At 40.1% G+C, this 19072-nt stretch carries 18 protein-coding genes, 1 tRNA gene, 2 pseudogenes and 1 CRISPR repeat array; of the genes and pseudogenes, 8 read left to right on the plus strand and 13 right to left on the minus strand.

Annotated features, from left to right (window positions below):
• Genes HMPREF1128_RS07245 through HMPREF1128_RS07255 form a run of 3 tightly spaced genes read left to right on the plus strand, consistent with a single transcriptional unit; the run spans position 1 to position 1428 of the window.
• Complete coding sequence (locus tag HMPREF1128_RS07245) at positions 1-606, plus strand: VOC family protein (protein WP_007525837.1); 606 nt, start codon at positions 1-3, stop codon at positions 604-606.
• A 25-nt stretch (positions 607-631) separates the two neighbouring features.
• On the plus strand, positions 632-1096 hold the full coding sequence (locus tag HMPREF1128_RS07250) for an outer membrane lipoprotein (protein ID WP_007525791.1): 465 nt from the start codon (positions 632-634) through the stop codon (positions 1094-1096).
• Between the two features lie 53 nt (positions 1097-1149).
• Positions 1150-1428 (plus strand): hypothetical protein, encoded by a 279-nt coding sequence (locus tag HMPREF1128_RS07255; protein ID WP_007525863.1) that lies wholly within the window; start codon positions 1150-1152, stop codon positions 1426-1428.
• A gap of 50 nt (positions 1429-1478) precedes the next feature.
• Here HMPREF1128_RS07255 and HMPREF1128_RS07260 read toward each other — a convergent pair whose 3' ends face one another.
• From HMPREF1128_RS07260 to copM, 4 genes and pseudogenes are all read right to left on the minus strand, one after another.
• Positions 1479-2588, minus strand: coding sequence for a Gfo/Idh/MocA family protein (locus tag HMPREF1128_RS07260; protein WP_007525806.1), 1110 nt, complete (start codon positions 2586-2588; stop codon positions 1479-1481).
• Positions 2589-2803: 215 nt separating this feature from the next.
• Positions 2804-3442: a thiol:disulfide interchange protein DsbA gene (dsbA, locus tag HMPREF1128_RS07265; RefSeq protein WP_007525832.1), complete on the minus strand. Its 639-nt coding sequence runs from the start codon at positions 3440-3442 to the stop codon at positions 2804-2806.
• A gap of 38 nt (positions 3443-3480) precedes the next feature.
• Positions 3481-4089: pseudogene (locus HMPREF1128_RS07270) on the minus strand (IS1595 family transposase).
• 93 nt (positions 4090-4182) lie between these two features.
• A complete protein-coding gene (gene copM / locus HMPREF1128_RS07275) occupies positions 4183-4554 on the minus strand; it encodes a CopM family metallochaperone (protein WP_007525823.1) in 372 nt (123 codons plus the stop codon).
• 173 nt (positions 4555-4727) lie between these two features.
• Here copM and HMPREF1128_RS10255 point away from each other — a divergent pair.
• Positions 4728-4880, plus strand: a pseudogene (locus tag HMPREF1128_RS10255) (IS3 family transposase); the annotation flags it as partial.
• A 90-nt stretch (positions 4881-4970) separates the two neighbouring features.
• Here HMPREF1128_RS10255 and HMPREF1128_RS07280 read toward each other — a convergent pair.
• On the minus strand, positions 4971-5240 hold the full coding sequence (locus HMPREF1128_RS07280) for a YihD family protein (protein ID WP_007525888.1): 270 nt from the start codon (positions 5238-5240) through the stop codon (positions 4971-4973).
• A 103-nt stretch (positions 5241-5343) separates the two neighbouring features.
• Here HMPREF1128_RS07280 and mobA point away from each other — a divergent pair, with 103 nt between their 5' ends.
• On the plus strand, positions 5344-6420 hold the full coding sequence (gene mobA, locus HMPREF1128_RS07285; protein ID WP_007525817.1) for a molybdenum cofactor guanylyltransferase MobA: 1077 nt from the start codon (positions 5344-5346) through the stop codon (positions 6418-6420).
• A 27-nt stretch (positions 6421-6447) separates the two neighbouring features.
• On the opposite strand, the gene HMPREF1128_RS07290 is transcribed toward mobA, so the two are convergent.
• Together HMPREF1128_RS07290 and ispB are read right to left on the minus strand one after the other, a co-directional pair.
• On the minus strand, positions 6448-7188 hold the full coding sequence (locus tag HMPREF1128_RS07290; RefSeq protein WP_007525811.1) for an epoxyqueuosine reductase QueH: 741 nt from the start codon (positions 7186-7188) through the stop codon (positions 6448-6450).
• Positions 7189-7207: 19 nt separating this feature from the next.
• Positions 7208-8191 carry an octaprenyl diphosphate synthase gene (ispB, locus tag HMPREF1128_RS07295; protein ID WP_007525867.1) on the minus strand — a complete coding sequence of 328 codons (984 nt, stop codon included), beginning with the start codon at positions 8189-8191 and terminating at the stop codon, positions 7208-7210.
• Positions 8192-8346: 155 nt separating this feature from the next.
• Between ispB and ygfZ the strand changes: the two genes are divergently transcribed.
• A complete protein-coding gene (ygfZ, locus tag HMPREF1128_RS07300) occupies positions 8347-9231 on the plus strand; it encodes a CAF17-like 4Fe-4S cluster assembly/insertion protein YgfZ (RefSeq protein WP_007525861.1) in 885 nt (294 codons plus the stop codon).
• A gap of 128 nt (positions 9232-9359) precedes the next feature.
• Here the strand turns inward: ygfZ and HMPREF1128_RS07305 are convergent, their stop codons facing one another.
• Together HMPREF1128_RS07305 and HMPREF1128_RS07310 are read right to left on the minus strand one after the other, a co-directional pair.
• Positions 9360-11204 (minus strand): J domain-containing protein, encoded by a 1845-nt coding sequence (locus HMPREF1128_RS07305; RefSeq protein WP_007525845.1) that lies wholly within the window; start codon positions 11202-11204, stop codon positions 9360-9362.
• Positions 11205-11213: 9 nt separating this feature from the next.
• Entirely contained in the window at positions 11214-12923 is a 1710-nt protein-coding gene (locus HMPREF1128_RS07310) for a molecular chaperone HscC (RefSeq protein ID WP_007525857.1), read from the minus strand.
• Positions 12924-13048: 125 nt separating this feature from the next.
• On the opposite strand from HMPREF1128_RS07310, the gene mutL reads away from it, so the two are divergent.
• Both mutL and HMPREF1128_RS07320 read left to right on the plus strand, forming a co-directional pair.
• On the plus strand, positions 13049-14935 hold the full coding sequence (gene mutL, locus HMPREF1128_RS07315) for a DNA mismatch repair endonuclease MutL (RefSeq protein WP_007525851.1): 1887 nt from the start codon (positions 13049-13051) through the stop codon (positions 14933-14935).
• 67 nt (positions 14936-15002) lie between these two features.
• A tRNA-Ile gene (locus tag HMPREF1128_RS07320) sits at positions 15003-15078 on the plus strand.
• A 158-nt stretch (positions 15079-15236) separates the two neighbouring features.
• Positions 15237-16902: a CRISPR direct-repeat array (repeat unit 37 nt; unit sequence GTCTCAATCCCTTTGGAACAGGGCAATGTCTTACGAC).
• 172 nt (positions 16903-17074) lie between these two features.
• Here HMPREF1128_RS07320 and cas2 (HMPREF1128_RS07325) read toward each other — a convergent pair.
• The 4 genes from cas2 (HMPREF1128_RS07325) to HMPREF1128_RS10315 form a co-directional block, all read right to left on the minus strand.
• Positions 17075-17371 carry a CRISPR-associated endonuclease Cas2 gene (cas2, locus tag HMPREF1128_RS07325; protein ID WP_007525897.1) on the minus strand — a complete coding sequence of 99 codons (297 nt, stop codon included), beginning with the start codon at positions 17369-17371 and terminating at the stop codon, positions 17075-17077.
• Positions 17372-17379: 8 nt separating this feature from the next.
• Positions 17380-18450 (minus strand): CRISPR-associated endonuclease Cas1, encoded by a 1071-nt coding sequence (gene cas1 / locus HMPREF1128_RS07330; protein WP_007525841.1) that lies wholly within the window; start codon positions 18448-18450, stop codon positions 17380-17382.
• 8 nt (positions 18451-18458) lie between these two features.
• Complete coding sequence (gene cas2 / locus HMPREF1128_RS07335; protein WP_035530353.1) at positions 18459-18743, minus strand: CRISPR-associated endonuclease Cas2; 285 nt, start codon at positions 18741-18743, stop codon at positions 18459-18461.
• A 75-nt stretch (positions 18744-18818) separates the two neighbouring features.
• Positions 18819-18983 (minus strand): hypothetical protein, encoded by a 165-nt coding sequence (locus HMPREF1128_RS10315; protein WP_007525819.1) that lies wholly within the window; start codon positions 18981-18983, stop codon positions 18819-18821.
• Between the last annotated feature and the right edge of the window lie 89 nt (positions 18984-19072).

Here is a 19072-nt window from a genome sequence, read left to right on the forward strand (position 1 = left end):
ATGGACAAAATTATACCTCAAAATGTAAATTTTTTCGAGAAAATGACCGCTTGTTTTGGCGATTTATCTCAATTCGAACAGAAAATCTTGCAAATAACCCAAACCATAGGATTAGATTTATCACAATTTCAAATTGATCATCTCGCCGTGAGAATGAACACCGTTGAAACGGCGCTAGAGTGGCGAGATTTGTTATTAGAAAATGCCACGCTTTTAAAAGAGAGCGAAGTAAATGGTCGCCCAATAGGGCTATTTGAGCTACAACAAGCGGTTAAATTTGGCGGACAATTTGTAAAAATTGTCGAGTTACCTTTTCCTAAAAGTAAAACTTATCCTGTTGAAGGTTGGGAACATATTGAAGTTGTGGTGCCATTTTTAGAAAAAGAACCCGTTGAGGCTTGGATAGCAAGGATGATGACCACCTATCAACTAGACAATCATCCGTCATTGAATGTAAAGATTAGTCAACCCGAAGTTACAGGCGAAATCTTGCCAAATCCTACGGTTGCGATTAGTATGAAAGCAGAAACTTTATGCTATAATGTCTGTCTGAAGCTCCACCCTTATGATATAAAAAGTGTGATTTCTTCAGAGACACATTTCTAGCATAATCTTTTATTTGGAGTACATTATGAAAAAATTAGGATTAGCAACAGCGCTTTTATCAAGCTTAGTCATGGCAGGTTGTGCACAAACTGACATTTATAGCGGTAGTGTTTATTCAGGCCAACAGGCAAAAGAAGCTCGTTCTATTAGCTACGGCACCATCGTTTCTGTACGTGATGTAAAAATCCAAGCAGAAAGCCCAGGCGTCATTGGAAGCGTTGGCGGTGGTGTGTTAGGTGGTATCGCTGGTTCTACAGTTGGTGGTGGTACCGGTCGTGCGATTGCAAGCGCAGTGGGCGCAATTGCGGGCGCAATGGCTGGTAGCACAATCGAAGAAAAAGCGAATCAAGTATCATCTTTAGAGATGGTGATTCGCAAAGATGACGGTAAAGAAATCGTAGTCGTTCAGAAGAAAGAAGACGGTTTTGTTGCTGGTAAACGAGTAAGAATTGTCGGTTCAAACGCGGATCTTAACGTTTCTCTACTTTAATCGCTTTGCAGATTAAAATTCATTTTAAATTATGTTATGTGTAAGGATGCATGATGAAAAAACTCTCTTTAGCAGCTGTATTCTCAGCAATCGTTTTAAGTGCTTGTACTGCGGATTTCTATGCAGATAAAGGCAACGCAACTATCTTAGACAGCAAAGACTTAGGCGACAACAAAGTTGAATTGACTGTGCAAAAAGATAATGGCGAAAAAATGAAACTAACTCGCGAATACGATGCTCACGCAACAGTAGGTGCGCGTGTTGTTGTAGCTGATGAAAATCACCAACAAGATGAAGATTTAAAAACAATTCGTCGTTACGAATTCAAATAATTGAATCTTGATAAAAAAGCCCGATACGTAGTATCGGGTTTTTTATTCGTTTATTTCGCTTGTAAAATCTCTGCGAGTTCCACTTTTCGGTTTTCATAACGAGAGCGGGTACAAGCATCTGCTGTAGCAATGGCAGCGCGTGCCGCTTCACCTGTTAAGAGTGGGGCAAATTCAGCATCTGGTTTCATACCATGTAAAATATCATTTAGATATTTCATTTCTTTCTTCATAATCGAATTCAGCCACATTGGCGTGCGATTTCCTGGTTTACCATATTGGATTGCGCCATCCATCATTTTACTGTGATAAATACGCGTGCGATCGTCATCTTCTTCTTGATTTTCATGCACAAAAAAATAACTTTCTTTGCCATCTACGCGCAATGTTCCTTTGGTGTTGTACATATCCAATTTAATAGCACCTTTCTCCCCCTGAATTAACACATAATGCTCGCCCCAACGGAATGCAGATCCCCATTCTAATAGCGCAAATCGGTTATCCTCATATTCCATCGTAACAAAGAGCATATCGTCTTCATCACCGAATTCTTTACTTTGGTGAGCAACATTCGCCGCCGTCATCGTGACCGTTTTTGGCATCCCCCCCATTAAGAACTGCACGCAATCTAACTCATGAATATGATGGTATAAATGCCCGCCAGATTTTTCTCTAATTTTTTTCCATGAAATGCTCGGTTGAACCTCTTCCCATCCTGTTCGAGCTGCATGACAATAAAGCACTCGCCCAATCACGCCATCGTTAATCAGCGCTTTAGCATGGCGCACACCATTAAAGAAATTCATCACATGTCCTGCCATAAAAATCACGCCATTTTCATCACAAGCGCGAACCATTTCATCGCAGTCTTGGTAGCTCAGTGCAATAGGTTTTTCACAGAAAACATGTTTCTTATTTTTTGCAGCCAAAAGCACTGGTTCTTTATGCAAATAATTAGGTGTTGCAACAATGACACAATCCACTTTCGGCGAGCTAACTAATTCTTCCAAAGATTGCGCACAATCACATTGTAATTCTTCAGCAATGGCTTGGCCATTTTCCGGATCAAAGACCATAGAAACATGCGCATCTGGCTCTTCATTCATAAAGCGGGCAAGCTCAGCGCCAAAATAGCCCACGCCAACAATACCGTAATTCACCATAATAAACTCCTCTTATTTTATTTAAAGAGATCATAAGCCCCAGGTTTAATCATGCAATTAGGAATCTATGATTTTGTGATCTACTTCAAAAAATAGCAGGATAAGCGGGCGGATATAGAAAAGAATTTGCAAATCTTAAGAAAAATCCGACCGCTTGAAAAAAATTAGCCCCTTAATGACATCATTAAGGGGCTAAACATAAATTACGATTTCAATTATTTATTAGTTAAGAAGGTCACGGCATCAACATAACGCTGAATAAATGCACCGGTAGAAGTTGAATCGCTAAATCCTTCTAGATTAATTTCATATTTATCATTGATAAAGAATGCAGGTACACCACGCACTTTAAAACGCTCTGCATATTGTGTTTGTTTGCTAACTAAGCCATTAACAGCAAAGCTATTGATACCACTGTCAAAATCCGCTTCGCTCACACCATTTGCTAAGAAGACTGCTTTGATGTCATCCATAGATTTAAATGCATCTTTTTGTGCGCCTTCAAATAATGCTGTTTTTACGTTATCTTCCACACCTTTTGCCATCGCAAACGCCCATGCACGGGTTAAGTTTTCAGATTGGCGACCTAAAAAATCCACATGGTATTGAGTAAATTTCACATCTGCCGGTAATTTCTCTTTAATTTGGCTTGGAATTTTATATTGCAACTCAAAAGCATAGCAGTGTGGGCAATAGAAAGAGAAAAGCTCAACCACTTCTTTTTGGCTACTTGGCGCTTGGCTAACCACTTTATACTCTTTACCTTCAACAGGTTCAGCTGCAAGACTATTAGCACTGAATGCAAATAAAGCAGAAAGTGCGACAAAAGTGGTTTTTAACATCATTTTTTTCATTGTTGATCCTTAAAAATAAAGGGGGCTGTACTAGATAACTAGACCAAACTCCCCTTAACTAATTGTTTTAAAATGGAAATTTGAGATTTTATTTCACTGTTGTTAAAACACCATTCACATTCCTTTAAATATAGCTCAAAATGCTCTTTTGGAATGCCATTAAACTTGCGTAAATAGCGTTTTGCCTTGATTCCAAAAATTCTCAATTCCGTTTATGTGGTTATGATTTTCAGCAAAATGCGTGCTGTGATTGATGCGAAAATGGCTAAATTCACTGACATCAAGCACATCATAACTACGAAAGGTATCCGTGTACACTGTGCTATCAGGCTTAACTTTCTCTCGGATAATTGACAATAATGTTGCTGATTGCGCATTAGGGACAACGACAGTATAAACCTTGCCATTTCGTTTGAGAAGCCCGAATACCGCGACTTTTCCCACGACACCGCGACCACGTTTGCCTTTTCGAGTACTGTCGAAATAGCTTTCATCGGCTTCAATCTCGCCCTCAAACATTTCCAAATGTGGGCTTGTTTGATAGATGAGTAAGCGTAATTGATGAAAGTAATAAGCGGCTGTATTTTATTTACATTAACCAATTCACTGACTGTTCTTGCTGTGACACCTGCAACAAACAGTTCAATGAGTTTATTTTATTTATGCTGACTTAAGCGACTTTTTCTCATTGGTTTATTCTAACCTAAATGGGATTTTTAGTCGTTATCTAGTACCGCCCCTTATTTTTTATTGTGCACTTTAAGCCACTTTTGCATTTGTTCAATTTCCGCTTGTTGTGCGTTAATAATATTCTCAGCAAGCTTACGCATCTCAGGATCTTTTCCGTATTTTAATTCAACTTCCGCCATTTTTACTGCGCCAATATGATGTGGCAACATACCTGCTGCAAAAGCAACATCAGGATCTTTATATTGCATGGCTGCCATCATGTCTTGATGCATTTGATTCATACCTTGCATTAATTCTTGTTGCATTGCAGAATCTGCTGACATTGGCATATTCATGTGTGCTTGATGCGGTTGTTCATTAGCTTGGGCACAAATTGAAACTGCAGCAGCACTAAGTGTGATAAAAGTCATAAGTTTTTTCATGTTTTGCTCCTATGTTATAACTGAATGAGCGTAAATCATAAACCTTGACCTAAGGTTAAGGTCAATATTATTTCGAAAATTTTTAGTGAAGGCTAAAATAAGAAAATCTTTGATATGAGGGACAGAATCATGAAGCAAAAAATTGTACTTGCCACGAGCAATAAAGGCAAAGTAAAACGGAGTGTTTTCACGGAAAATCGTTTACTAGCATTGATGAACTTGAAAAGGCTATCAATGATTATGTACGGTACTATAATGAAGAACGAATCCAATTAAAATTAAAAGGACTGAGTCCGATACAATATCGAAAGCAGTCCTTTAAATAACAGTCTAACTTTTTGGGGTCAGATCAGTTTTATTTTTATAGGCGTTCTTCAGACTAGCATCAAAATAAAATAGACTTCCATTAGAGTCTGTTAATCTTTTAAAATTCCCCGCGCACGTAAAATTGCACTTTTAAAATCGTCTTCGTAATCTTTTTTAATGCCCGGAATCGGCTCGTGTTTATCTGAATTGCGCATTTTTAATTGATAAATTAACACTTCATCGCGCAACGCCGGATAATTATTCGGTTCACCGACTTCTTCTGAAAGCTGTTGCAAAATATCAATTAAATGTAAATCAGGCTGTTTACGCCAATGTTCACCTAATAATTCCAGCAACTCTTCTAAACGTTTGCATTTCATGAAAAATCCTTAAAAATTCTTGTTGAAAATCAGGGCGGATCATATACTTTTAGCTCTATTTTTGCAAAACAATCGCTTATGTTTTTAAGCAGAGGAGACAATGATGCATCACATCAGCGCGGTGATTTTAGCTGGCGGCAAAGCTCGTCGCATGCACGGAGTCGAAAAAGGGTTACAACTTTTGCATGGCAAACCGCTTATTTCGCATATTCTTTCTCGCCTATCGCCACAAATTAACGATATTTGGCTTAATATCAACCGCTCAGAAAGCGAATATCAGCGCCTTTTCCCAACCTATCCTCGCTTTCAAGATGAATTGCCCGATTTCCAAGGTTCATTAAGCGGAATGTTAAGCGCTTTTACAAAAATTTCAGCAGACTATCTATTATTTGTGCCGTGCGATAGCCCTTATTTACCAGAGAATTTACTGCATAAACTTTCCACCGCATTACGTATTAACAGTGCACAGATCGCCTATGCGCATGATGGCGAACGCCCGCACCCGACTTTTGCGTTATTGCATCGTGATGTTGCGCCAGCACTACAAGCCTACTTAAATTCGGGGGAACGGCGCTTATTTTATTTTTTCCAAACACAGCGCAGTGTTGCAGTAGATTTTTCTGAGCAGCCTGAAGCCTTTCAAAATTTTAATACGCTAGACGATCTTGCCTTTGCAGCTCAACCAAAATCAGCGCCCAAAATTTTAGGCATTACGGGGTATAGCGGCACAGGAAAAACCACGCTATTGGAAAAATTATTACCAAAATTGACCGCTTGTGGGCTAAAAGTAGGGCTCATTAAACACTCTCATCACAATATTGAAACCGATAAACCAGGAAAAGACAGCTACCGCTTACGCCAAGCGGGCGCTAATCCAACTATGGTTGTTTGCGATCAACGTTGGGCACTGATGTGTGAAACGCCTGCCGAGCAAGCGGTCAATTTTCAACAATTTATTGCAAAATTTGAGCATGTTGATTTAGTGTTGGTGGAAGGCTTTAAACATGAAGCAATGGCAAAATTGCAACTCCACCGCCAAGCGATTGAAAAACCTTTACCAGAACTTGATGAATGGACAATCGCCACTGCAACTGATTATCCACTTGAGCGGGAAAACCTGCTTGATATTAACAACATTGAGCAAATTGCGGAATTTGTGAAAAATTATGTGAAACAATAAAAAAACGGGAGTTCAACTCCCGTTTTTCTAATCTGGTGAATAATAAAGTTTACCAATTTCAATACGTTGACGACCTGTTTCTAGGCGCCATTTATTGGAATCACGCAACGAATATATACAGCCACAATATTCTTGTTGATAGAAACGTTCACGCTTACTAATTTCAATCATTCGCTGTGAACCGCCACCTTTTCGCCAGTTGTAATCCCAATAAACCACATCATCATATGGGGCTGCTGCGCGGTGGCCACAATCATTGATTTGATTCATATCCTTCCAACGAGAAATCCCTAAACAGCTGGTAAATACGGGGAAACCATGTTCATGCGCATATTGTGCAGCTTTTTCAAAGCGCATATCAAAGCACATGGTGCAACGAATGCCACGCTCTGGTTCCCATTCCATACCTTCTGCTTTTTTAAACCACGTTTTACGATCGTTTTCGTAATCATCATCCACATCAATAAACGGAATGCCATGTTTTTCTGCAAAACGAATATTCTCTTCTTTTCGAATCATGTACTCTTTTAGCGGATGAATATTCGGATTATAGAAGTAAATCGTAAATTCAATGCCGGAAGCCAAAATCGCTTCCATGACTTCGCCAGAGCAAGGCGCACAGCAAGAATGCAGCAATAATTTATTGTGCCCACCCGGCAGACTTAATTTTTCACGCACAAAAGGCGCATTGGGATCTTTGCCTTTACGCGTTAACTTTTTCTGTTTGAGTTTCTCTTGATGTTCAAGAGGTTGGTGTTGATTAGTCATTATTCTGTTCTTGATAAATTTAATAAGCGCGATCTACCGACAAATACGCTAAAGAAATCAATGCTTGTTTATATTCACTTTCAGGTAATACAGAAAGTGCATCTACCGCTTTTTGCGCTTCAGCTTTTGCTTTTGCCATAACAAAATCAAGCGACTTATGCTCTGCCATAATCGCAAGCACATCATCAATCTTGGCAATATCACCACCGTTTTCAATCGCATGGCGAATCATCTCTGCTTGTTCTGCTGTGCCATGTTGCATGGCATGTAACAATGGTAAGGTTGGTTTGCCTTCCACAAAATCATCGCCGACATTTTTACCCATCGTTTGTGCATTCGCGGAATAATCTAAAATATCATCGACTAATTGGAACGCTGTGCCTAAATAACAACCGTAAGCTTTTAATGCAGCTTCAACTTCTTCACTCTGCTCTGCCACAATCGCCACACATTGGGTTGCTGCTTCAAACAGACGCGCTGTTTTGTTGTAGATAACCTTCATGTAATTTTCTTCGGTTGTGTTCGGATCGTTCACATTCATCAACTGCTGCACTTCGCCTTCTGCTAATGCATTAGTTGCTGCCGACATCACTTTAAGCACTTTCAATGAATCTACTGAAGTCATCATCTGGAATGAACGCGTATAAATATAATCGCCCACTAATACGCTTGCTGCATTACCAAAAGCCGCATTAGCAGTTTCGCGCCCACGACGCATATCAGACTCATCGACAACATCATCATGCAATAACGTTGCAGTATGAACAAACTCAATAAAGGCTGCTGTTGTAACGTGTTTTTTTCCTGTATAACCCAGCGCTTTTGCAGCTAATACTGCAATTAACGGGCGAATACGTTTGCCACCCCCACTGATAATATAAAAACCCAGTTGGTTAATCAGCGGCACATCAGAATTTAGCTGCGCCAAAATTTCTGCATTAACCGCCTGCATTTCTTCTGCTGCAAGCGTTTGAATTTGTTCTAAAGATAATGTTGCACTCATCGTTTTTCCAAAAATACGCGATAAAAATTAGCGTGATTCTACCTTAAATAGCGCTTGCCTCAAAAAGAATTCTTGCAAGCGGTCATTTTTCCACTTTTTTCTTCCATTTTTAGCGTGTATGATTTTAAAAATTTTTTCACAATAAAGAGTGTTTTATGAAATGTGAATGCCAACAAATTACTAAACTCCAACCCGATTTTTGCGTTCTACTGAACCAATATCGTCTTATTGAAATCGCAGGCGCAGATGCTGAAAAATATCTACAAGGACAGCTCACCGCAGATGTGACAAAGCTTGCCATTTGCGAACACACGTTAACCAGCCATTGCGATCCGAAAGGCAAAATGAGTGCGCTGTTTCGTTTATATCGCGCACAAGCCGAGCAGTTTTTTGCCATTATTCGTTGCGAATTACTGCCCGAAGCATTAGTGCAGTTAAAAAAATATGCCGTGTTCTCTAAAGTCACATTTACCGAATTAGACACTCCATTATTTGGCGTAGCAAATGCAACGACTTTAGCCAATCTGAGTGAAAATGCGACCGCTTTAGTGCTCTCTTGCGCACAGAAACGTGCGATTGTCTGGGGAGAAACACTTACCACACATGGCGAAAGTGCACTTTGGGATTTAGCAGATATTCAGGATGGTTTGCCAATTCTCGCTAAAGCCAACCAATTTGAGCTCATTCCACAAGCTGCCAACTTACAAGCGGTCGAAAATGCGATCTCTTTTACCAAAGGTTGCTACATTGGGCAAGAAACCGTTGCGCGAGCGAAATATCGTGGGGCGAACAAGCGTGCCATGTTTATTTTAGTTGGCAACAGCGAACAAACGGAATGCCCAGAAGCCGGTCAAGCACTAGAAATGCAATTAGGGGAAAACTGGCGTGCGAGCGGTACCGTATTAGCCGCAGTACATTATCAGCAACAACTTTGGGTGCAAATTGTACTGAATAAAGAGATTGAAGCTGATACATTATTCCGCTTTAACGATACGTTATTGAAAATTTGTGAATTACCTTATACGTTAGAAGAAGCTTAATTCAACACAAAATAAAAACCGAAATTCATTATTTACATAAAAAGCGGTCAGCTTCTTAAGCAAATTTGCAAATTGCTTTTAAAATCTGGCCGCTTTTAGTTTTCAACTTTCAGTTAATCTTTTGTCATTTAAACCGCATTTTTTGTTAATTGGTGAGAAATAAACCTCATTATGCCGACATGAATTAAATAAACAAGCAAACTTATTGGATAGACATAATAAAGCCCATTCTCAATATTTTCCAAACCATACCATGCAATAATAAAACTTAAAAACCCTAATTCAAGTAATCCACTAACTGTTTTAACTTTAAAAACATGCTCTCCTGCTAAACTTGGCAAGAAAACAAACCATAACACCAGTGCTAAAATAACCATAAAAGGGTAAAGCAATAATTCAGTATCGCTCGGCAGTTTTACAAACGGATAAATTAAAATAGATTTAATATAAATATAAATCCGTGGTTTAAAGATTGTCATATATACATTTAAATTTATCCAATAAATGATAATGAGGACAAGATAACCTTCTGGTATTGGGAAAAACGCCATTGCTAAAGTAGATAAAACCAATCCCCAAAAATAACGGGAGTCTTTATATTCAATATAAGCAGGAATCAAACTTAAACAAATCAGCAATACGCCAAGCAATAACGAACCTAGTATAAAATAATTATTTGTTTGTTCACTAACCTGTGAAGCAAATAACCAACCGACTACTGGGAAAGCAATCATTCTAAAGAATTCATTATGTTCATTACCGGTATATAAAAACTTTCTCAAAACCTCAAATTTAGATAAACCTAAAATAAATCCAGAAACAAAATAAAATATTGCAAAGCAAAATAGAACAATGACAAATGGTACGCCAATGTTTTCATTAAATCTATGGCTAAAAATAATGGAAGCTATGCCAAAAAATAAAAGCCCTCGCCAAAAATATCTTAATATTTTCGCAGCAGAAAAAATGCGATTCACTTTGGGTGTCGTTGCTTCAATTTTCCAATGCGGAATTAACGATCTCTCATAGGCAATATAAATCCATGCGAAAAAAGCATAAATCACGCTTAAAATCACACTACATTTATTGGCTGCTCTTGCCAAAATGCCGTAATAAAATGACTCCGCAGCTTTTTCTGGTGCTGTTTTAATTAAATTAGTAGGAATTGATTTTAAATAATCCGGTATCGGTGCCCAACCAACTTCTTGTTCAGCACGTTCTACTTTTGCTTGTAATAAATGAATGCCTTCTGGAGTTAATTGTTCTGCTATGACATAATCTTTATGCCATTGGAAATAATTTGTCCAAAGCTGAATTAAATAATTATTTTCGACCGGATAAGCAAAAAAACGTTGTAATAACGCACGCGAAAAAATAGGACTTTCATCAAAAGGCAGAGATTCAATACGAGGCTGCCAATTTGCCCAATTTTTTAAAATGCCAATTTCACCTTCCGTTTCAAAAACCTCATCAATTTCCATCAATAACATATCGACTAAATCAAGCGCTGGCGCTTCTAATGGTTCTTCAGCCTCTACTTCATCATGCAATGTGCTATCTTGGTAAACGTATGAAATTTCTTCAGGCGCAGAGTTGGATGTCGGTTCTGCATGCGCGCTATCCGCTAAGTTAAATTCAATCGGGCAAGGCTCATAAGCGGTCGAATTTTCTGGCTCATTTGCAAAAAGTGGCTCAAATTCACCCGCTTGTAATAGGCTTTCATCAGCAGATTCACTGCTTAATTCAGCTTCCTCTTCCCATAGAGAATCAGCACGATTTGCGGCTGCCCGTTCTTCATATTCTCGCTGATAAGCTGCCTGAACTAACGCCTCATCAAAAGCGGCTCGTAGTGCTTGATAGCCCGCAGGATCTTCATCCGGTCGGGTGACTTTGAGTTTTTTTGCATAAGCATGGCGAATCGCTTTTTCATCGCTCGTTGATTTAATCTCTAAAATTTGCCAACAACTTGCCATGTTTACCTCTTAGATTAACCAGCCTTCATCATAGCGCGCTAAACATTCTTGCATTTTCTTTCTCGCACGGTGGATTCTGCCTTCATCTTGCGATTCTAGTTCCGCTTCAAAATAAGCTAAAAATTCACTAATTACCGCTCGCTCTTCACCTAAATAGTTTTCATATAAGCGTTTGGCTTTTTCAAGCAAATAACGGTTTTCTTGTTGTTCGCGCGGGTGAATTTTCAGTTTAGCTAATTTCTCGCGTGAAGCCTGCACTTCTGCCGCACTCAAGTTGTGGCTGTTATGTTGGAAAACTTGGTTAATCTGAATATCTAACTCATCATTGGTTAAATCCACCTCAAGCAATCCGTTGATGTCATAACTAAAACGAACCGTGACGCCGACTTCGCCTCTTGGGCGAGGTGGCACAGTGACAAACATTTCGCCAAGCAAAATATTCTCACTGCTAATGGCTGATTCTCCCTGACGAATATCAAACTGAAGTTCAGTTTGATTATCTTTTGCCGTAACATAATGCTGCTCGCGTGAAATCGGCACTGGCATATTGCGTTCAATAATCGGGCTGAAACGGTCATTGATGCGTTGACCATTTGGCATATCCACACCAATAGTCGTACCTAATGAAAATGGCATCACATCCGTTAGTACAACTTCTTCTAAATTTTGATTGCGTGCAATAAGTGCCGCTTGTACCGCTGCCCCGCGCGCAATCGCTTCATCAGGGTTGATTGCAGAAAGCGGTAAGCGTTGAAACCATTGGGCGATCGCTTTTCGGATAATCGGCATACGGGTTGCCCCGCCCACCAAAATAATGCCATCAATACTAGACGGGTTAAGTTTGGCATCACGCAGTGCTCGCTCAATGGGCTGGCGTAAACGCGTAATTAACGGCTGTGCTGCTTGACGGAAATCCTCTTCAGAAATAATCGCTTCATGAACTTGCTCATCTAAGGTTAAAGCAATCTTCACACTTTTTTCTTTACTTAACTGACGTTTCGCATGTTCAAACACCTGCCAAGATTCGCTTGATGTTTGAATCCGTTTTCTTTGTGCCTCATTTAAACTCGTGCACTTGGTTAAGAAACAGCGTTGTAAGGCTTGCACAAAATCTTCACCGCCAAGTTGATTATCGCCGGCACTCGCGGAGACTTGCACCACGCCATCAAAATAATCCAAGATTGAAATATCAAAGGTTCCGCCGCCTAAATCGAAAATTAAGAAATTGGTATCGTCTGGCTTATCTTGCAAGTTGTAAGCAAGCCCTGCAGCAGTGGGTTCATTCAACAAGCGACTGACTTTTAACCCCGCCATTTCTGCCGCATTTTTCGTCGCTTGGCGCTGAATTGCATTAAAATACGCCGGCACAGTAATGACTACTTCTTCAACTGGCTCACCTAAGAAATGTTCAGCATCTTCTTTTAAACTTTTGAGCACTAATGCAGAAAGCTCTTCGGCGCGGAATTGTTGTTTGCCAAGTCGAAAAATTTTATCGCTGCCCATAAAGCGCTTAAATGCAGAGGCCGTCATCTGCGGGGCAGTCGCTAATCTTTCACGAGCGGCAAGCCCGACTAAAATCGAGCCATCTTCTGTTACGCTAACCACAGAAGGGGTTAATTCATGTCCGAGTTTATTAGGAATAAGACGAGTTTCGCCATCAATAAATTGGGCAATTAAACTATTCGTTGTGCCTAAATCAATACCAATTTGTACGCTCATTGTTTACTTCCATTCTATCTATATGAATTTGCAAATTATGCCACAAAACTGACCGCTTGCTGCGCCATTTTATAATTGGTGCAAATTTGCTAAAATATCGCCAATTTTGACCTATTTTCTTGATTATGAGCGAATCACATTTAATTCAAATTCTCCCTCCACAACTGGCTAACCAAATCGCTGCTGGCGAGGTGGTTGAACGCCCCGCTTCAGTCGTAAAAGAGTTGGTGGAAAACAGTCTGGATGCTGGCGCTAACCAAATTCAAATTGATATTGAAAAAGGTGGCGCTCAGCTGATTCGTATTCGAGACAATGGCTGTGGAATTGCCAAACAAGATTTAGCGCTTGCACTCGCCCGTCATGCCACCAGTAAAATTGCGAGCTTAGAAGATTTAGAGATGATTTTAAGTCTTGGTTTTCGTGGCGAAGCGCTGGCGAGTATCAGTTCAGTTTCTCGCTTAACACTGACTTCTCGTCCTGAAGGGCAAGCAGAAGCTTGGCTGGCTTATGCCGAAGGGCGTGAAATGGCAGTTGAAATCCGACCAGCCTCACACCCTGTTGGTACTACAACAGAAGTGGCAAATCTCTTTTTCAATACCCCCGCACGCCGTAAATTTTTGCGAACCGATAAAACTGAATTTGGGCATATTGATGAAGTCGTGCGCCGTATTGCGCTGGCAAAACCGAATGTGAGTTTTACTCTGACTCATAATGGCAAAGTAGTACGTCAATATCGCAAAGTGCAAGATAATTCTGTCGAACAACAGCAACGCCGTGTGGCAGCAATTTGTGGAGATGAGTTTATTGCGCATGCCAATCATATTGACTGGCAGCATGGGGATTTGCATTTGCATGGTTGGATTGGTTCACCGCAATTTACGAGCGCACAAAACGATCTTTGTTATAGCTACGTCAATGGACGCATGATGCGCGATAAAACCATCAATCACGCTATCCGCCAAGCTTATGGGGAATGTTTGTCAGCCGGGGAATATCCAGCTTTTGTGCTGTTTTTAGATATTAACCCACAGCAAGTTGATGTGAATGTACACCCAGCTAAACATGAAGTCCGTTTTCATCAGGCACGGCTTGTACACGACTTTATTTTGCAAGGCGTGCTACAAGGGCTAGAAACTCAACAAGATTTACCGCTAACCAATGAGGTTAACGAACCATTACCAAGCTATGCAGCGGACACCAACCGATTAAGTGCAGGGGCGAATGTTTTTGCGGGCTTCTCACAAAATGAACCAACATCAGCACCTTCACAAGCGGTGAAATTTGCGCCACGTTTTGCAAAATCTGGCGGTTCAAGCCAATCTGCCCAACGTTGGTATGAAGCATTAGTGAATACCGGCGAAACCGAAAAAAGCGAACACTCAGCTCCTATTGTTGCACCACCATTAGAAACCGTGCATCAAGCACCAACGATTATCGCCCAAGCTGAACCTACGTCTTCTGTGGAAGAGGAAGCGCCTGCAACAAATGTTTATTCTGCACACCACGCACAAACACAAGTGCTTGCCGTTGTAGGAAATCAAGCTTTATTACTCAAAGAAAATGAGGCTTTTTATTTAATACCGCTTGCAGATCTCGTTCTGGCAAAATGGCAAGCTCAACTGGCAAAAAATGAGAGCCAACCCTTGCTTATTCCACTTTCTATTCGGTTAAATGAAACACAAGCATTGCAATGGAAACAACACCAACAAGCACTGTCAGCAATCGGCTTTCAGATTCAAGAAAAACAACTACATTCAGAGACCTGCTTAGCTATCTCAGCAGTACCAAGCTGCTTACGCCAACAAAATTTCCAACAGCTTTTATTGGGTTTATTTAGCCAACAAGCGGTCGATTTTGATGCCTTTTTTGCACATTACGCACCAATGCCAACACAATGGAGCCTATCAGAAGGCATTGCGTTATTAGCGGAAGTAGAACGCGTACAAAAAACAGATAATCTGAAAATTGCCGTTGATCTGCTTTCTCTGCTGCAGCCACGTGAAAACGGTTAATTTTGCAACGACCAAAGGCGCAGTTATAGACTTCAGAGCGGAATTTCTCTATAATTCCGCCACCTTTCCCCCCTTAGCTCAGTGGTTAGAGCAGGCGACTCATAATCGCTTGGTCGCTGGTTCAAGTCCGGCAGGGGGGACCAACTTCAAATCCCTTTCTTTTCTATCATTCTATTTTTACGTTTTACACCAATTTCTTATATACAAAAAATTTCTCTCAATATTTATCAATATAAATAAACACATTAAAAATCAGATTATAAAAATTGAAAAACCCCAGTTTCTTTAACTGGGGTTTCCTTTTTCTATCCCTTTCTGACAGGGCAATGTCTTACGACAAATCCGTATGTAGTACAGTTTTATTGCCAAGAGTCTCAATCCCTTTGAAACAGGGCAATGTCTTACGACCGATATTGAACGCCAAGAACGTGAGCGCCAAGAACGTCTCAATCCCTTTGGAACAGGGCAATGTCTTACGACCTCTAATGTGCCAGCTAATGTACAAAACACCATCATGTCTCAATCCCTTTGGAACAGGGCAATGCCTTACGACACATTAAAAGAGGCTTTGAACCTTAACTATTCTACATCTCAATCCCTTTGGAACAGGGCAATGTCTTACGACTAATTTTCAATATGATAACGAAAACTCAAAGCACGTCTCAATCCCTTTGGAACAGGGCAATGTCTTACGACCCTTTAAGTAACGAAATTTGCGTAACTACACCTATGTCTCAATCCCTTTGGAACAGGGCAATGTCTTACGACGTAAAGAAGGTTGGGTTGGTAACGACTACGTTTGTCTCAATCCCTTTGGAACAGGGCAATGTCTTACGACATGATGGTTGATGATAAACTAAAAGCCGGATTAGTGGTCTCAATCCCTTTGGAACAGGGCAATGTCTTACGACAGCGCGTCGTGCAGAAGGATTCGGGGGTGCAGTCTCAATCCCTTTGGAACAGGGCAATGTCTTACGACTTCTACAAACTTAAAAACCATCATGAATTCGGTGGTCTCAATCCCTTTGGAACAGGGCAATGTCTTACGACCCTTATAGAGATTGACACCATCTTGGATATAGTGTCTCAATCCCTTTGGAACAGGGCAATGTCTTACGACATATGCAACAAGCTAAGAAAATGTCGATCTTCTGTCTCAATCCCTTTGGAACAGGGCAATGTCTTACGACACTACTTTCACCATTTAGCTTACTGATTTGTTTGGTCTCAATCCCTTTGGAACAGGGCAATGTCTTACGACTACAAGCTTTAGCCGTTAATGCAGCTTTACGTTTGTCTCAATCCCTTTGGAACAGGGCAATGTCTTACGACTCCACAAGGTAGTGCACTAAAACCACGATAAGGTGTCTCAATCCCTTTGGAACAGGGCAATGTCTTACGACATCTACGCCTTACTAATTATAAAGGCAAAAAATGTCTCAATCCCTTTGGAACAGGGCAATGTCTTACGACGATGACTTTATTATTACTATACCATGTAAAGTGATGTCTCAATCCCTTTGGAACAGGGCAATGTCTTACGACTGTAGCTACTGTGGCATCTTTAGGTGTAGTCTTACGTCTCAATCCCTTTGGAACAGGGCAATGTCTTACGACCGATGGAGTCGCTCATCTTGACCCAGTCACGGAGTCTCAATCCCTTTGGAACAGGGCAATGTCTTACGACACAAAACTGCTGTTTATATGGATAGATTTGAGGGTCTCAATCCCTTTGGAACAGGGCAATGTCTTACGACAATAAAAAGTTTATGATTGAACGCGCGCTAAAGTCTCAATCCCTTTGGAACAGGGCAATGTCTTACGACAAGGCTTTAAAAACTACATTACAGGAGATGTTCGAGTCTCAATCCCTTTGGAACAGGGCAATGTCTTACGACATTAAAAGCAATCTTTGCCGATACTGGTTTTGGTCTCAATCCCTTTGGAACAGGGCAATGTCTTACGACCGTAGTGGGGTCTTAAAGCCTTGCAGCACAAGGCTTGCCAGAGCCACTTCCCAACTTTTTCCGAGACTTAGATAGTTGGGTCTTGATTTGCTCAAATGTTGTACAATATTTAACATTTCATTTACTCATCAAGCGGTCGAAAACGTGGATCATTTTACCAAATTTTGGGCAATTAGCTAGCATTATATGTCAAATTAGTTGGCATCGCTGTCCAAATAATCCCTTCCGGTAAACAAGATTTCCCTAATCGCCATTGAGCACTATTGCTCGGTAAAGGATAAATGCGTAAGTCATCTTCTTTTTTATCGAAAATAGTCATTACCTCATCCAAACATTTGTTAAGTAATTTTTCTGAACCATCAAATAAAAAAACACTATATTGAATAGGCGTAGCAAAATTAATCATTCGACGATAAATTCTTTGTAATCGTTTTGGATTTGCGATGTCATAGCCAATTAAATATTGCATACCTTCTCCTAAAATTGAAAGATAACGTCTTGCAACATGGTTTGTTGGTTAAAATAATAATGTTCTAATAAATGCTGCCACTGCTTTTCTTGGAAGCCAGAGAAAGCTTTCGCTTCACTCTCTTTGCGTTGTGGACTACAAACTAAATCGGCTTGTTTAATTAAATTCACGATATCTTGGCTATTTTCAGTCAGCATTTTACGCCAAAGATTTACTGCCTGTTCATAAGCTTTATAAAATTGTACTCGCCCTGTTTTGCCTAAAATGCAACCTTCCTGTGTGGTTGAAAAATAGGCTTCTCGCAAAATTTCTTGACGAAATAGACCTAAACACCAGTTATCAATCAATGGGCGAAGTGGTTCAATTAAATCACAAGCTAAAGATTCCCGCCCAAAATCTAAAGCATGATAAAACCCAATATAAGGATCAAGACCTGCCCCGTAAATGGCGAGTATCGCTTCCGAATGAATAAGCGTATAAGTTAAAGAAAGTATTGCATTGAAAGGATCACGAGGTGGGCGGCGATTTCTTCCTTCAAAACGTAATGCAGGCGGAAGATAGAGGCTTAATGCGGTAAAATAAACCCCAGCAGCTCTGCCTTCAATACCACGCAATGATGCAAGATTAGTTTGTTCATTGATTTTCGCAATTAATCCGTCTAATTCGACCGCTTTTGAAACTAATTGGGCACGTTTATCTAAACGTGCATTTGAGGCTTGCCAAAGCCAATTTTTCTGCGTTACACATTTTAGCAGCATCAATTTTTTTGCAAAAGCTAAGCAAAAAGGTTCGTTTTTTGCCAATTCATATTGGCTTAAACGGCGAAAAGCATCGTTATGTGGTTGAGAAAGGAAAAGTGTGGGGGTATTTTTTCTACCAGAGAGAAAAATAATGCCAATACCTTTTTCACCTAATTTAGCAAGTAAAGAAGCTTGTACGGTTACATCACTTTTAAGGTAAATTCGTTCGATCGGAGCAAGAGGAATGGTACCAACCCGCTCGCCATTCTCGTAACAAACCAAAGCCTCACCACTTAATTTAATTTCTGTGCCTTTGCGGTCAATATATAAGCTAGACATAACGCCTCCTAAACCAACATAAATGGGGAAATAGATTGTAATTGAGCCTTACCAAACAACATAGGTTCAACATTATCCGGAATTCGAAAAATAAAAACGCGGTCATCACATGGGTCAATTAAAGCATTCACTTCTTGCTTAAATTTCATCATTTCATGTTCAGTTAGCCAGCATTCATAAAAAGATTTTTGTCCTCCAATAGCAAAGGCTTCTACTTTTTTATGGGCTTGGTAAAGTCGTTTGCTATCGGCAATATCATAGGCAATAAGATATTTGTGGCGGGTGGTTTGCATTGTGTACTCCGTTAAAATCAATGAAAAATAACCGCACATTAAGCAATTTTCGGCTTGCCAAACCGCTGACATTCGTCAGTTGTGTGTTTTATACCACGCATCTAAAAATGCATTGATACGTTCCATAATTCCTCCTTTTTCTGTGTTTTTTTTCAAATATGAATCTACTCTAGGCCATACAAAAACTTCCAATACTTTGATGATAAGATATACCGCAATTACATCTAAAATTAACAACATCTTTTTTCTCCTTCTCTCAATAAAAATCATATTTGATTGCAGATTTTCGGCTCTGCGAACCGTCAAATTATTCATTTGATTCTATTTTT

Origin of the sequence: Haemophilus sputorum HK 2154 (genome assembly GCF_000287615.1) — a bacterium.
Taxonomy (GTDB): domain Bacteria; phylum Pseudomonadota; class Gammaproteobacteria; order Enterobacterales; family Pasteurellaceae; genus Haemophilus_A; species Haemophilus_A sputorum.

Excerpts from the sequence above, each read along its gene's own strand:
- ispB (WP_007525867.1), bottom strand. The coding sequence starts at position 8,191 with ATGAGTGCAACATTATCTTTAGAACAAATTCAAACGCTTGCAGCAGAA.
- mutL (WP_007525851.1), top strand. The coding sequence starts at position 13,049 with ATGAGCGAATCACATTTAATTCAAATTCTCCCTCCACAACTGGCTAAC.
- HMPREF1128_RS07250 (WP_007525791.1), top strand. The coding sequence starts at position 632 with ATGAAAAAATTAGGATTAGCAACAGCGCTTTTATCAAGCTTAGTCATG.
- HMPREF1128_RS07290 (WP_007525811.1), bottom strand. The coding sequence starts at position 7,188 with ATGACTAATCAACACCAACCTCTTGAACATCAAGAGAAACTCAAACAG.
- dsbA (WP_007525832.1), bottom strand. The coding sequence starts at position 3,442 with ATGAAAAAAATGATGTTAAAAACCACTTTTGTCGCACTTTCTGCTTTA.
- HMPREF1128_RS07245 (WP_007525837.1), top strand. The coding sequence starts at position 1 with ATGGACAAAATTATACCTCAAAATGTAAATTTTTTCGAGAAAATGACC.
- cas1 (WP_007525841.1), bottom strand. The coding sequence starts at position 18,450 with ATGTCTAGCTTATATATTGACCGCAAAGGCACAGAAATTAAATTAAGT.
- HMPREF1128_RS07310 (WP_007525857.1), bottom strand. The coding sequence starts at position 12,923 with ATGAGCGTACAAATTGGTATTGATTTAGGCACAACGAATAGTTTAATT.
- HMPREF1128_RS10315 (WP_007525819.1), bottom strand. The coding sequence starts at position 18,983 with ATGTTGTTAATTTTAGATGTAATTGCGGTATATCTTATCATCAAAGTA.
- HMPREF1128_RS07305 (WP_007525845.1), bottom strand. The coding sequence starts at position 11,204 with ATGGCAAGTTGTTGGCAAATTTTAGAGATTAAATCAACGAGCGATGAA.
- mobA (WP_007525817.1), top strand. The coding sequence starts at position 5,344 with ATGCATCACATCAGCGCGGTGATTTTAGCTGGCGGCAAAGCTCGTCGC.
- HMPREF1128_RS07260 (WP_007525806.1), bottom strand. The coding sequence starts at position 2,588 with ATGGTGAATTACGGTATTGTTGGCGTGGGCTATTTTGGCGCTGAGCTT.
- ygfZ (WP_007525861.1), top strand. The coding sequence starts at position 8,347 with ATGAAATGTGAATGCCAACAAATTACTAAACTCCAACCCGATTTTTGC.
- copM (WP_007525823.1), bottom strand. The coding sequence starts at position 4,554 with ATGAAAAAACTTATGACTTTTATCACACTTAGTGCTGCTGCAGTTTCA.
- cas2 (WP_035530353.1), bottom strand. The coding sequence starts at position 18,743 with ATGCAAACCACCCGCCACAAATATCTTATTGCCTATGATATTGCCGAT.
- HMPREF1128_RS07255 (WP_007525863.1), top strand. The coding sequence starts at position 1,150 with ATGAAAAAACTCTCTTTAGCAGCTGTATTCTCAGCAATCGTTTTAAGT.
- cas2 (WP_007525897.1), bottom strand. The coding sequence starts at position 17,371 with ATGCAATATTTAATTGGCTATGACATCGCAAATCCAAAACGATTACAA.
- HMPREF1128_RS07280 (WP_007525888.1), bottom strand. The coding sequence starts at position 5,240 with ATGAAATGCAAACGTTTAGAAGAGTTGCTGGAATTATTAGGTGAACAT.